At 68.9% G+C, this 13,286-nt stretch carries 7 protein-coding genes and 3 pseudogenes; 3 read left to right on the top strand and 7 right to left on the bottom strand.

What is annotated here, in order from left to right; genetic code table 11:
- Positions 1-72: 72 nt before the first annotated feature.
- From amt to glnA, 3 genes are all read right to left on the bottom strand, one after another.
- Positions 73-1,530, bottom strand: coding sequence for an ammonium transporter (amt, locus tag EIM47_RS05775; protein ID WP_026010669.1), 1,458 nt, complete (start codon positions 1,528-1,530; stop codon positions 73-75).
- 19 nt (positions 1,531-1,549) lie between these two features.
- A complete protein-coding gene (locus tag EIM47_RS05780) occupies positions 1,550-1,888 on the bottom strand; it encodes a P-II family nitrogen regulator (protein WP_019399321.1) in 339 nt (112 codons plus the stop codon).
- Between the two features lie 291 nt (positions 1,889-2,179).
- On the bottom strand, positions 2,180-3,589 hold the full coding sequence (glnA, locus tag EIM47_RS05785) for a type I glutamate--ammonia ligase (RefSeq protein WP_125076370.1): 1,410 nt from the start codon (positions 3,587-3,589) through the stop codon (positions 2,180-2,182).
- Positions 3,590-3,817: 228 nt separating this feature from the next.
- On the opposite strand from glnA, the gene EIM47_RS05790 reads away from it, so the two are divergent.
- On the top strand, positions 3,818-4,609 hold the full coding sequence (locus EIM47_RS05790) for an undecaprenyl-diphosphate phosphatase (protein WP_019399323.1): 792 nt from the start codon (positions 3,818-3,820) through the stop codon (positions 4,607-4,609).
- Between the two features lie 57 nt (positions 4,610-4,666).
- Here EIM47_RS05790 and EIM47_RS05795 read toward each other — a convergent pair whose 3' ends face one another.
- Positions 4,667-5,269 carry a GyrI-like domain-containing protein gene (locus EIM47_RS05795; RefSeq protein ID WP_028914340.1) on the bottom strand — a complete coding sequence of 201 codons (603 nt, stop codon included), beginning with the start codon at positions 5,267-5,269 and terminating at the stop codon, positions 4,667-4,669.
- A gap of 19 nt (positions 5,270-5,288) precedes the next feature.
- Positions 5,289-5,459: pseudogene (locus EIM47_RS05800) on the bottom strand (YbhB/YbcL family Raf kinase inhibitor-like protein); the annotation flags it as partial.
- Here EIM47_RS05800 and EIM47_RS05805 point away from each other — a divergent pair.
- Positions 5,454-6,567: pseudogene (locus EIM47_RS05805) on the top strand (alpha-amylase family glycosyl hydrolase); the annotation flags it as partial. The pseudogenes EIM47_RS05800 and EIM47_RS05805 sit on opposite strands and share 6 nt — an antisense overlap.
- A gap of 274 nt (positions 6,568-6,841) precedes the next feature.
- On the opposite strand, the gene EIM47_RS05810 reads toward EIM47_RS05805, so the two are convergent.
- Positions 6,842-9,556 (bottom strand): TonB-dependent receptor, encoded by a 2,715-nt coding sequence (locus EIM47_RS05810; protein WP_125076372.1) that lies wholly within the window; start codon positions 9,554-9,556, stop codon positions 6,842-6,844.
- Between the two features lie 263 nt (positions 9,557-9,819).
- On the opposite strand from EIM47_RS05810, the gene EIM47_RS05815 reads away from it, so the two are divergent.
- Positions 9,820-12,363 (top strand): alpha-amylase family glycosyl hydrolase, encoded by a 2,544-nt coding sequence (locus EIM47_RS05815; RefSeq protein ID WP_164514549.1) that lies wholly within the window; start codon positions 9,820-9,822, stop codon positions 12,361-12,363.
- 162 nt (positions 12,364-12,525) lie between these two features.
- Here the strand turns inward: EIM47_RS05815 and EIM47_RS05820 are convergent.
- A pseudogene (locus tag EIM47_RS05820) lies at positions 12,526-13,218 on the bottom strand (glycoside hydrolase family 97 catalytic domain-containing protein); the annotation flags it as partial.
- Positions 13,219-13,286: the final 68 nt, after the last annotated feature.

A 13,286-nucleotide genomic window follows, 5' to 3' on the forward strand; every position in this document is an offset into this window, starting at 1 on the left:
GTGGCGCCGGGCGGCGCCACCGCGGTTGTTGCAGGAAGCGCGCCGCGGCCTGTGCCCGCGGCGCGATGCCACTCAGACCTCGTAGGCGGACTCGCCGTGCGAGCTGATGTCCAGGCCGATGCGCTCGGCCTCCTCGTTGACGCGCAGGCCGAACACCAGCTTGGCCACCAGCAGGGCCAGCACGGTGACCACGGCGCACCAGACGATGGTGAAGCCGATGCTGACCACCTGGATCCAGACCTGGCTGCCGATCGAGAAGTCGGCGTCGCCGGTGCCGCCCAGCGAGGGCGCGGTGAACACGCCGGTCAGGACCGCGCCGACGATGCCGCCGACGCCGTGCACGCCGAACACGTCGGCGGTGTCGTCCACGTTCAGCAGCTTCTTCAGGCCGGTGACGCCCCACACGCAGATCGCGCCGGCGGCCAGGCCGATCACGATCGCGCCCAGCGGACCGACCGTGCCGCAGGCCGGGGTGATGCCGACCAGGCCGGCGACCGCGCCGGAGGCGGCGCCCAGCGCCGACGGCTTGCCCTTGCTGATGGCCTCGACCAGGGTCCAGCCGACCACCGCCGCCGAGGTAGCGAGGATGGTGTTGATGAAGGCCAGGGCGGCGGTGCCGTCGGCGGCGGCGGCCGAGCCGGCGTTGAAGCCGAACCAGCCGATCCACAGCAGGGCGGCGCCGATGAAGGTGAACGGCACGTTGTGCGGCTTCAGCGCGGTCTGGCCGAAGCCCAGGCGCTTGCCGACGAAGTAGGCGCCGACCAGGCCGGCCACGCCGGCGTTGATGTGCACCACGGTGCCGCCGGCGAAGTCGATCGCGCCCAGCTCGCCCAGGTAGCCGCCGCCCCACACGATGTGCGCCATCGGCAGGTAGCTGAAGGTGAACCACAGCACCGAGAACAGCAGCACCGCCTTGAACTTGATGCGCTCGGCGAAGGCGCCGACGATCAGCGCGGTGGTGATGGCGGCGAAGGTGGACTGGAAGGCCACGAACAGCAGCTCCGGGATGGTGCCGCTGAGGGTGTCGACGCCGATGCCCTTGAGGAACGACTTCTCGGTGAACGAGCCGAAGAAGGCGTTGCCCTCGGTGAACACCGCGCTGTAGCCGTAGAAGGCCCACAGCACGATCACGATCGAGGCCACCACCAGCACCTGGCTGAGCACCGACAGCACGTTCTTGCTGCGCACCAGGCCGCCGTAGAACAGGGCCAGGCCGGGCACGATCATCAGCAGCACCAGCAGGGTCGAGGTCAGCATCCAGGCGGTATCGCCCGAATCCAGGCTCGCCTCCTCCTCGGCCGGCGCCTCCTCGGCGGCGGCGGGCTCGGCGGCCGCTTCCCCGACCGCGGCAGCGGCGTCGGCCGTGGCATCGGCGGCGGCGGCGACCGCCGCGGCGGCTTCCTCGGCCGGCGGCGCGGCGGTTTCCTGCGCTTGGGCGGCGAAGGCGGTGGTCGCCAGCGCCGAAACCAGCATCATCAGGCACACGGAATAGAACCGGGTCTTCCACCCGGCCAGGAATCGCGTCTTCATGGTTCTCTCCGGGGTGGGGTTAGAGCGCGTCCGCGCCGATCTCGCCGGTGCGGATGCGGATGACCTGCTCGACGGCGGTGACGAAGATCTTGCCGTCGCCGATCTTGGCGGTGCCCGCCGACTGCTGGATGGCTTCCAGCACGGCGTCGACGCGGTCGTCGGTCACGACCGTCTCGATCTTGATCTTGGGCAGGAAGTCGACGACGTACTCGGCGCCCCGGTACAGCTCGGTGTGCCCCTTCTGGCGACCGAAGCCCTTGACCTCGGTCACGGTGATGCCGGACACGCCAGCCTGGGCGAGGGCTTCGCGCACCTCGTCAAGCTTGAACGGCCGGATGATTGCGGTGATCAGTTTCATGTTCGCATCCCGATGGTGGAGGTTCCGGCCATTGCGGCCGGCGTTCGGAACTCCGGGAGCGGCCGGGCCGGGTGGCCCGGCCGTTCCCTTTCGACATGGCCGCTCCGTGACGGCGGCGGCGCACCGATTCGCAGGCTGCATCCGACTTCTTGGGGGAGGTCATGCAGGCCCGGGAATCCCCTTTGCTTGCTTCGCTTCTCTCTCCTTCCACTGCCGCCCGGCCCCCTGGCGGACGGCGGTATCGCGCACGGATGCGGCTGCGGCGCGGGGTCGCCCCCGCGCCGCAGCCGGTCAGTTGCCGTAGTACAGCTGGTATTCCAGCGGGTGCGTGGCCGCGCGGAACTTGGTGACTTCCTGCATCTTCAGCGCGATGTAGCCGTCGATGAAGTCGTCGCTCATGACGCCACCGGCCTTGAGGAACTCGCGGTCCGCGTCCAGCGCCTCCAGCGCCTGGTCGAGGCTGGAGCAGACCTTCGGGATGTTCTTCTCTTCCTCCGGCGGCAGGTCGTACAGGTCCTTGTCGCTCGGCGCACCCGGGTCGATCTGGTTCTTGATGCCGTCCAGGCCGGCCATCATCAGCGCGGTGAAGGTCAGGTAGCCGGACTGCAGCGGGTCGGGGAAGCGGATCTCGATGCGGCGGGCCTTCGGGCTGGACACCCACGGGATGCGGCAGGAGGCCGAGCGGTTGCGCGCCGAGTAGGCCAGCATCACCGGCGCCTCGAAGCCCGGGACCAGGCGCTTGTAGCTGTTGGTGCCGGCGTTGGCGAAGGCGTTGATCGCGCGGGCGTGCTTGAAGATGCCGCCGATGTACCACAGCGCCAGCTGCGACAGGCCGCCGTAGCCGTCGCCGGAGAACAGGTTCTTGCCGTCCTTGGACAGCGACTGGTGCACGTGCATGCCGCTGCCGTTGTCGCCGACGATCGGCTTGGGCATGAAGGTGGCGGTCTTGCCGTTGCGGTGGGCGACGTTCTTGACGATGTACTTCAGGGTCAGCAGCTCGTCGGCCTTGCGCACCAGGGTGTTGAAGCGGGTGCCGATCTCGCACTGGCCGGCGGTGGCCACCTCGTGGTGGTGGACCTCGACCGGGATGCCGGCCTCCTCCAGCACCTTGCACATCTCCGCGCGCAGGTCGTGCAGCGAGTCGTGCGGGGCGACCGGGAAGTAGCCGCCCTTCACGCCCGGGCGGTAGCCGGTGTTGCCGGTCTCGTACTTGGTGCCGCTGTTCCAGGCCGCCTCCTCGGACTCGATCTCGAAGAAGGTGTGGCCCATGTCGTTGGCGAAGCGCACCGCGTCGAAGATGAAGAACTCCGGCTCCGGGCCGAAGAACGCGGCGTCGGCGATGCCCGAGGACTTCAGGTAGGCCTCGGCGCGCTTGGCCACGCCGCGCGGGCAGCGCGCGTAGGCCTGCATGGTCGCCGGGTCGAGCACGTCGCAGGTCAGGACCAGGGTCGGGTCGGCGGCGAACGGATCCAGCAGCGCGGTCTCCGGATCCGGCATCAGCAGCATGTCCGACTCGTTGATGCCCTTCCAGCCTGCGATCGAGGAGCCGTCGAACATCTTGCCGTCCTCGAACAGCGAGTCCTCGATGATACTGGCCGGGAAGGTGACGTGCTGCTGCATGCCGCGCATGTCGACGAATCGCAGGTCGACGAACTCGACCTTGTTGTCCTTGATCAGCTTCTCAACGTTTTCCACGGACATCGCTGTGCAACCTCGGGTTGATGGGTACCCGTTCCGTAGCAGGGTCCGTGCCAACCATCACACTCGTCACAAGCGGTTGATTTGACTGAACTTCCGGTCCGGGAAGGGGAACGAGGCACCAAACAGGTGCATTATTTTGGTGCGAGCAATGCACCTTTTTGGGGATGTGCCAGTGCAGCATTTGCTCGCGTATGCTGGGGCCGCCCTCCCAACCGACGACGCCGCCACGTGTCCGAACTGCTCTCCGCCCTGCTGCTGGGCATCCTCGAAGGACTGACGGAATTCCTGCCCATCTCCAGCACCGGGCACCTGCTGATCGCCCAGCACTGGCTGGGCGCGCGTTCGGACTTCTTCAACATCGTGATCCAGGCCGGCGCGATCCTCGCCGTGACCCTGGTGTTCCGGCGCCGGCTGTGGGAGCTGGCGACCAGCCTCGGCGACCCGGCCACCCGCGACTACGTGGCCAAGCTGGCGGTCGCGTTCCTGGTTACCGCGCTGGTCGGCCTGCCGGTGCGCCTGGCCGGCTGGGAACTGCCGGAGACGGTGACTCCGATCGCCTGGGCGCTGGTGCTGGGCGGCATCTGGATGCTGGTGGCCGAGCACTACGCGGGAAAGCGCGGCGACGTGGCCACGATCAGCTGGAAGGTCGCGGTCCTGGTCGGCCTGGCCCAGGTCGTGGCCGGCGTGTTCCCGGGCACCTCGCGCTCGGCCGCGGCGATCTTCATGGCCATGCTGGCCGGCACCAGCCGGCGCGCCTCCGCCGCCGAGTTCGTGTTCCTGGTCGGCATCCCGACCATGTTCGCGGCCAGCGCCTACGCCTTCCTGGAACTGGCCATGGAAGGCGGGCTCGGCGGCGAGGACTGGGCCGGCGTGGCCCTGGCCTTCGCCGCCGCCGCCGCGACCGGTTTCGGCGTGGTGCGCTGGCTGATGGGCTACATCAAGGCGCACCGCTTCACCGGCTTCGCCGTGTACCGGATCCTGTTCGGCATCGCCCTGCTGGTGCTGATGCCGGCGCAGTAACCGCGCCGCGCGGCAGCCGCCCGCGGCCGGACACGCCGCCGCGGCCGGCATGGCGGCTCATGCCATCGGCTGGCGCAGCAGGGTCTTCAGCTTCTCCGGCCGGCTGCGGCGCGGATCGCCGAGGTAGATCTCGTGGTGGCGCCCGCGCAGCGCCGAACGCTCGCGGATCCAGGCGTGCAGGCGGGCGATGGCCAGCCCCTCGTCCCGGTACGGACCGACGTGCAGCAGCTGCGCGCAACGCCCTTCGGCGAAGCTCTCCAGGCGCAGCCGCCGCAGCGCCGGCAGCGCCTTCTTCGCGCGCACGCCGGCCACCGCTTCGGCGACCAGGTCCGCGTCCGCCTCCGGCGGCTGCATGATCATCGCGGTCCATTGCCAGGCAGCGCGGTCGCCGCGGACGAAGCTGGACAGGTCGTCCGACCACCACAGCGCCTCCAGCGGCATCACCACGTAGTCCAGCGCGCGCCGCCGCTTCAGCGCGAACTTCACCGCGTAGGCCACGGCGTACAGCGCCTCCACGGCCTCGCGCCAGGCCGGCGCGGTGTCCGGGTCGCCGCGGCCGTCGACCATCAGGAAGCCGGACGCGGGCACGTCCAGCTCGACGATGCCCGGGGCCGGCCGGTACAGCGGCCCCAGGCTGCGCTTGAGGTCGATCTTCTCCACCCCGGCGCCGCGCGCAGGCTCAGCCCAGGCGGCTGTTGAGGGTGTAGGTGCCGTGCACCGCGGCCTCGCCCAGCACGTGGCCCTGCATGGCGCGCAGCGCGTCGGCGGCGGTGAAGCGGTCGGGCACGTCCAGCCGCGGCACGTCCAGGGCGAACAGGCGGAAGAAATAGCGGTGCACGCGGGCGTCGTTGCCGGACCTGAACTTCCATAATCCGGAAGTGCAGCAAGCCACGCTGGACTACGTGAAGTTCTGGCTGGACCGGGGCGTGGACGGGTTCCGGCTGGATTCGATCAACTTCTGCTTCCACGATCCCGCGCTGCGCGACAACCCGGCCAAGCCGATGGAGCTGCGGTTGGGGCGGGGCTTCAGCCCCGACAATCCGTACGCGTTCCAGTACCACTACTACAACAACACCCAGCCGGAGAACCTCGGGTTCCTCGAGCGCTTGCGCGGGTTGCTGGACCGGTACCCGGGTACGGTGACGCTCGGCGAGATTTCCTCGGAGGATTCGCTGGCGACCACCGCCGAGTACACCGCGCCGGGGCGCCTGCACATGGGCTACAGCTTCGAGCTGCTGGTGGACGATTTCAGCGCTTCCTACATCCGCGGGACGGTGGAGCGCCTGGAAGCGACGATGCGCGATGGCTGGCCGTGCTGGGCGATCTCCAACCACGACGTGCAGCGCGCGGTGACCCGCTGGGGCGGGAAGCCGGCGCGGCCCGAACTGGCGAAGATGCTGGTCGCGATGCTGTGCTCGCTGCGCGGCTCGGTCTGCGTGTACCAGGGCGAGGAACTCGGCCTGGGCGAGGCGGAAGTGCCGTTCGAGGCGCTGCAGGATCCCTACGGCATCACCTTCTGGCCCAACTTCAAGGGGCGCGACGGTTGCCGCACGCCGATGCCGTGGCGGGACGAGCCGCTCGCGGGCTTCACCACCGGCAAGCCGTGGCTGCCGATCGCGGCCGAGCACCGGACGCACGCGGTACAGGTGCAGGAGCCGGACCCGGGCTCGGTCCTGAACGCGTTCCGTGCGTTCCTGGCCTGGCGCAAGACCCAGCCTGCCTTGGTGGCCGGGGCAATCGAGTTCGTGGATGCGCCGGAACCGGTGCTGATGTTCCGGCGCGAGCTGCAGGGCGAGATGCTCCTGGTGGCGTTCAATCTCTCGCCCGAGGCCGCAGTCGCGCCGCTGCCGGCGGGACGCTGGGAGCGGCTCGACGCGCCGGGGCCGGCGAGCGGGGAAGTGCGCGGCGAAGGATTGGCGTTACCCGGTTATTCGGCGTTCTTCGCCAGGCAGGCCTGAGGCCGGACGAACATCGCTGCACGAAGAAGGCCACGGATGTGCTCCGTGGCCTTTTGCTTTGGCGCCGTTTGCGTTCGTTGTGGACGATTCCGCCGACACGGCAGCGGGGCTTGTCGCAGGAGGGACTTCAGTCCGACGCTTTGCGGTAGAGCCCGTCGGGACTGAAGTCCCTCCTGCGACAAGCAGGGGCCGTCGCGGTGGTGCTCGAAGCGGGGCGTCCAAAAAAAGCCCGCCGTGGTGAGCGGCGGGCCGTGCATGCATCCAGGCTGGAGGATCAGAAGCGGTAGTTCGCGCCCAGCAGGTAGGTGCGGCCGTACTCGTAGTACTTGTTGACGCGCTCGTTGAGCGAGTCGTTGTTGGAGCGGAACGGCTCGTTCTCCAGGTTGTTGACCTGCAGCAGCAGCGACAGGTTGGCCAGCCGGCCGCTCTGGAAGGTGTAGCCGAGCTGCAGATCGGTCACGGTTTCCTTGCCGAACATCACCCGCTCGCGGTCGCCGCCGTAGCCCTGCACCTCGCCCAGGAACTGCGAGCGGTGGCGGCTGCTGATGCGGGCCGAGAACCCGTGGCGCTCGTAGTAGGCGGTGATGCTGGAGACGTACTTGGAAAGGCCCGGCAGCGGCTGGGTGGTGCCCGGGCCGTCGGGGTGGATCTCGCTGGTGGTGTCGGAGTAGTTGGCGACGATGCCGAAGCCTTCCAGCGGCGACCACAGGATGTCCAGCGGCACCGACAATGCCAGCTCGTAGCCGCGGATCTTGCCGCCTTCGCCGTTGACCGGCTGGGTGTATTCGCCGATCGTGCTGGACGAGTACGAGGCCAGGGTCTCGGCCGAGATCGGCAGCTGGCTGAAGTCGTACTGGACGGTCTGGCTGTAGATGTAGGTCTTCAGGTCCTTGAAGAAGTACGCCGCGCTGAAATATCCCTTGTCGCCGGCGAAATACTTCTCGTAGGACAGGTCGTAGGCATCGGCGAGCCAGGGCTTGAGGTTCGGGTTGCCGCCGCTGCCGGTCCATTTCTGCTTGGTCTGGTCGTAGCTGAAGACCGCGTTGCCCGCCATCTGGTCCATGCGCGGGCGCGCCATCTGCCGCGAAGCGCCCAGCCGCAGCACCTGTTCGTGCGGGAAGCCGAACGACAGGTTCATGCTCGGCAGGTAGTTGGTGTAGGAGGTGCCCTGGGTATTGCTGTCCCCCAGCGCCACGCCGTCGAAGGTGGCGACGCCCTCCGATTCCTGGTCGACGTTGACCGCCTGGATGCCGACGTTGCCCTTGACCGACACCGGCCCGAGGTCTCCGTCGAGGTTGAGCTGCGCGTAGGCGGTGGCTACTTGCTCGTCGACCTGCCAGTTCTTGTTGTTGATGTCCGGGTCGTCCTTGCCGACCAGGTAGTAGACGCCGTCATTGAGCATCCCCAGCACGTCAAGGCGCAGCACCCGGCTGATGCCGGCGAAGTTGAAGTCGGTGCCCTTGACGTACTGGGTCGGCACGGCCATTTCGACGTTGTTGGTGCAGGCCGCGGTGGTGCACAGGGTGTACTCGGTGGAGGCGCGGCTCTTGCTCCGGTCGGTGAGGTTGGCGCCGAACTGCAGGTTGCTGATGAAGCCGCTGTCGAAGCTGCGCGACAGGTCCAGGCGCACGGCCGAGAGGGTGTCCTTGACCTGGAAATACTTCAGGTAGCCGGCCTGGGCGCGCGCGCCGCCCCAGCTGTCCGGGTCATAGAAGGTCAGGTTCGAGGCGTCGCCGTAGTCCGCGCCGAGGTAGCTGTCGTACCAGCCATTGCTGTTGTAGGTGAAGGTGCCGCTGTCGCTGGCATCGCCGGCCAGGCCGGCATAGCTTTCGAGCAGGGTCTCGTCGCGCTTGGCGCGCGAATAGCTGACGTCGGCGGTGGCGGTCCAGTGGTCGTTGATCGAGACCTTGTTGTTCCAGCCGACCGAGATCAGCTTGTCGTCGGTCTCGTTGTAGTCGTTGCGCACGACCACCGGAGAGATGTTGCTCCACTGCGAGGACACCGTGGTGCCGTTCTGGTACTCGGCGCTTTCCAGGGTGGAGCCGCTGCCGTAGGCCAGGCCGTACTGCAGGCCCCACTTGGATCCCTTGCGCTTGAACTCAGAATAGAACAGGTCGAGCGTGGACTCGAAGCGGTCGTTCGGCTTGAACTGCACGGTGGCCATCACGCCGTCGCGCTTGTTGTCGATCTCCGAGCGGTAGGCATTGCCGCCGCCGATGATGCCGTTGCTGTAGCCCCAGGACTCGTACTGCTTGCTCTGGCCGGGGCTGTCCATATGCGCCAGCCCGAGCACCACGCCCCAGGTGTCGTCGGCGAACTGGTCGATGTAGGAGGCGCTGAGGCGGTTGCCGTAGTCTTTCAGGTCGCCAAGGCGGTTCATGTCGCCGCGGACGTTGATCGCGACGGCGCGCTCGCCGTAGTCGAGCGGGCGCACCGTCTTCATGTTCGCCGTGCCCGACAGGCCCTGGCCGACCAGCTCGGCGCTGGTGGTCTTGTGCACCACCACCTGGCTCATGAGCTCGGACGGATACTGGTCGAACTCCACGCCGCGGTTGTTGCCGAAGCTAACCTGCTCGCGGCCGTTGAGCAGCGCGGTCGAGAAGTCGCCGGCGAAGCCGCGGATGTTGATCTCCTGCGGGCGGCCGCCGTAGCGCTGCGCGGTCAGGCCGGGCAGGCGCGCGAGCGAGTCGGCGATGCTGGCGTCGGGCAGCTTGCCGATGTCCTCGGCCGAGATCGCCTCGACGATGGTGTTCTCGGCCTGCTTAGTGATGATCGAGGCCTCGATCGCACGGCGGATGCCGGTGACGGTGACCGAGTCGAGCTGCTTGATGGCGCCGTCGGCGGGCGGGTTGGCGGCTTCTTCGGCCTTGGCCTGCTGCTCGGACGCGGTGGTGTCGGCAGACGTGGTGGCGGACTGGGCCATGGCCAGCGTCGGCGTCAGGGCGACGGCCAGCGCGATGCTCAGCGCGCTGCGCTTGTGGTTCAACATTTTCCCCTCCCAGGCAATGTTGTGATGTCGAGTTGTGCGTCCGGGTGATTGTCTGGACGTGGGTTGCACGCAGCAGAATGGTCCGTTCGCGACTGGCACGTATGGTAGACAGCGGCATACCTCGCGCGTCCTTCTTGCATACGTATTCAATGGCCGCAGCCAGGGTGGAATCGATTTCACGAGGCACCATGGCGCCGCCGCGGGCGGAAGGGCATCGGTCCCGGGCGAGGCTGGAGCGCAGGAAGGGAGGAAACATGCGGACCATGAACAAGCTGGCGTGCCTGGCCGGCATGTGGCTGTCCGGCGCGGCCGTGGCGGCCGCGCCCACGGAGCCGGCGCGCGACTGGCGCGATCAGGTCATCTATTTCGCGATGATCGATCGCTTCGACAACGGCGATCCGGGCAACGACGACCAGGGCGGCGGCGAATACGACCCGGCTGATCCGCGCCGCTTCAGCGGCGGCGATCTCGCCGGGCTGGCGCGGCGGCTCGACTACATCCAGGACCTGGGCGCGACCGCGCTGTGGATCACCCCGCCGGTAGCCAACCAGTGGTGGAACGCGCGTGCGCAGTACGGCGGCTACCACGGCTACTGGGCGCAGGACTTCACCCGGGTCGATCCGCATTTCGGCGACCTCGTGGCCTATCGCGCGCTGGCCGACGGCCTGCACGCGCGCGGCATGCGGCTGGTGCAGGACATCGTGGTCAACCACACTGCCGACCATTTCTCGTGCACCGCCCCCGGCCGTTGCGTGCGCCACGACGCCACGCGGGTGCGGCCGGCACCGCTGCAGCACAACGATCCGCGCGATCCGCGCGACCGCGCCCGCGGCATCTACCACTGGACGCCGGACATCGCCGATTTCGGCGAGCGCCGCCAGGAGCTGGACTACCAGCTGGCCGGCCTCGACGACCTCAATACCGAGAACCCCGAGGTGCGCCGCGCGCTGCGCCGCATCTACGGTGACTGGATCGGGCAGGTGGGGGTGGATGCGTTCCGCGTCGACACTGCGTTCTACGTGCCCGAGCGCTACTTCCGTGATTTCCTCTACAGCGACGACCCGCAGGCGCCGGGCATTCTGCGGCTGCGGCCGTTCGCAGGCGGCGCCGGCTTCCACGTGTTCGGCGAGGGCTTCGGCATCGACCGCGCGTTCGACGACACCCAGGCGCGGCGGATCGAGGCGTACACGCGCGACGCCGACGGCCCGTTGCTGCCGGGCATGCTCAACTTCCCGCTGTACGGCACGCTCGGCGAGGTATTTGCGCGCGGCCGGCCGGCCGCCGAGCTGGGCTGGCGCATCGAGGACATGCTGCGCGTGCATGCCGATCCGTGGCTGATGCCGACGTTCGTGGACAACCACGACGTCGAGCGGTTCCTGGCCGGCGGCAGCGAAGCGGCGTTGCGGCAGGCGCTGCTGGCAGTCATGACGCTGCCCGGCATCCCGGTGATCTACTACGGCACCGAGCAGGGCTTCCGCGGCCAGCGCGACGCGATGTTCGCCGCCGGCTACGGCTCGGGCGGGCGCGACCACTTCGACCGCGACGCACCGCTCTACCGCTACCTGCAGCGCGCCATCGCGCTTCGCCGCGGGAACCGGGTGTTCTCGCGCGGGACGCCGCGCGTGCTGCGCGCCGAGGCGGCGGCGCCGGGCGCGCTGGTCTACCGGATGGACGCCGCGGACCAAAGCGCGCTGGTCGTGTTCAACACCGCGGACCGGCCGGTGCTACTGGACGGACTGCAGACCGGTCTGGCGGCGGGAACCCGGCTCGATGCGCTGTTCTCGATCGACGGCGAGGCGCCGGCGCAGCGCGTCGGTGCGGGCGGGCGCCTGGACCTGGTGCTGCCGCCGCGTGCGGGCTGGGTGTGGCGTGCGACGCCGGCCAGCGGCGGCATCCCGCGCGCTCCGGATGCGATGACGATCACGATGCCTGGCGATCCGGACCAGGTAGGTGACTTCGAGGTGCGCGGCGTCGCGCCGGGCGCCGGTCCGGTGCGACTGGTGATCGACGGCGACCTCGGCCGCGCCCAGGTCGCGCAGGCCGGCGACGACGGCCGCTGGTCGCTGCGGCTGCGCACCGACGCGCTGGTCGATCCGCAGGCAGGGCACCGGCTGGTCGCCTGGCAACCGGCGACCGGCGCGATGTCGGCGCCAGCGACGTTCCGGGTGGCGCGCGAGTGGCGGCTGCTGGCGCAGCAGGACGATCCCGAGGGCGACGACGCCGGGCCGGACGGGCGCTACCGCTATCCCGCCGATCCGGGCTGGAGCCGCGAGCGGCCCGGCGACCTGCGCCGCGTGCGGGCGCTGACCAGCGGCGGTTCGCTGCGGCTGGAACTGGAGATGCACAGCGTGGTCTCGGAATGGAACGCGCCGAACGGCTTCGACCACGTCGCCTTCACCGTCTACCTCGGCCTGCCGGGACGATCGGGCGCGACGCTGATGCCGCTGCAGAACGCGACGCTGCCCGACGGCCTGCACTGGAACTACCGGCTGCGCATCGGCGGCTGGGCCAACGCGCTGACCGGCGCCGACGGCGCCGCTGCCGATCATGAAGGCACGCCGGTGTCGCCCGGGGCGCAACTGGAGGTGGACAGGGCCGCGCGCCGCATCACGATCACGCTGCCGGCCGATGCGCTGGGCGATCCCGACGACCTGCGCGGCGCGACGGTGTACGTGACGACCTGGGACTACGACGGCGGATACCGCGAGCTCACCCCGGGAGGCGGCAGCGCGAGTTTCGGCGGTGCCGACGGCAGGGTGGCGCCGCGCGTGCTGGATGCGGCGTTGCTGAGGCTGCGGCCGGACTGAGAGCGGTCAACAAAACGCGTCATCTCCGCCGCAAGCGCACTGCTGTTCGGGGAAAATCTGTTCGTCGCCCCCGCGTGGGCGGGGGGGCAGTGACTTTGCCGTGATCGGCACGAAAGTCCCTGGATCCCCGCCTGCGCGGGGATGACGAACTTGAAGCTCGCGCTAGCGCGCCGGCCCCAGCGGCACGAACCGGATCGCCTCGCCGCCGCCCGGCGCCAGTTTCAACTCCAACCGGTCCGCGCTGCCCACCTCGCGCGTTTCGCGCACGAATGCGAACGGGTTGCTGCGGTAGTCGGCGGTGTCGCCGTCGCGGTAGATCTCGGCGCGGTAGCGAACGCCCGGCTCGAGGAAGGAGAGATCGATCGGCAATACGCGGCCATGTTCGTCGGTGATGCTGCCGACGAACCAGTCGCGGCTATGGCGATCCTTGCGCGCGATCGTCACGTAGTCGCCGACCTCGCCGTTGAGCACGCGCGTATCGTCCCAGTCCACGGCGACGTCCTCGATGAAGCGGAACGCCTCGCGGTGCCGTTCGTAATGTTCCGGCAGGTCGGCGGCCATCTGGATCGGGCTGTAGATGGTCACGTACAGCGCCAGTTGGCGGGCGAGGGTGCTGGGGATCGGCTGGCCGCCGCGTCCCTTCAGGCTGAGGATGCCGGGGGTGTAGTCCATCGGCCCGGACAGCAGCCGCGTGAACACCAGGTCGACCTCGTGCGCGGGAGGATTGGGCGGTTGCCCCCAGGCGTTGTACTCCATGCCGCGCGCGCCCTCGCGCGAGAGCCAATTCGGATAGGTCCGGCGCAGGCCGGTGTCCTTGATCGGTTCGTGCGCATTGACCGACAGGTGCCGCCTGCTCCATCGCATAGGCGTCCTGCAGCCATTGCAGAAGGCGTTTCTCGTAATCGGTGCTCATCGCGTGGGTC

Origin of the sequence: Pseudoxanthomonas sp. SGT-18, assembly GCF_003931645.1 — a bacterium.
Classification (GTDB): domain Bacteria; phylum Pseudomonadota; class Gammaproteobacteria; order Xanthomonadales; family Xanthomonadaceae; genus Pseudoxanthomonas.

Excerpts from the sequence above, each read along its gene's own strand:
- EIM47_RS05780 (WP_019399321.1), bottom strand. The coding sequence starts at position 1,888 with ATGAAACTGATCACCGCAATCATCCGGCCGTTCAAGCTTGACGAGGTG.
- glnA (WP_125076370.1), bottom strand. The coding sequence starts at position 3,589 with ATGTCCGTGGAAAACGTTGAGAAGCTGATCAAGGACAACAAGGTCGAG.
- amt (WP_026010669.1), bottom strand. The coding sequence starts at position 1,530 with ATGAAGACGCGATTCCTGGCCGGGTGGAAGACCCGGTTCTATTCCGTG.
- EIM47_RS05810 (WP_125076372.1), bottom strand. The coding sequence starts at position 9,556 with ATGTTGAACCACAAGCGCAGCGCGCTGAGCATCGCGCTGGCCGTCGCC.
- EIM47_RS05815 (WP_164514549.1), top strand. The coding sequence starts at position 9,820 with ATGAACAAGCTGGCGTGCCTGGCCGGCATGTGGCTGTCCGGCGCGGCC.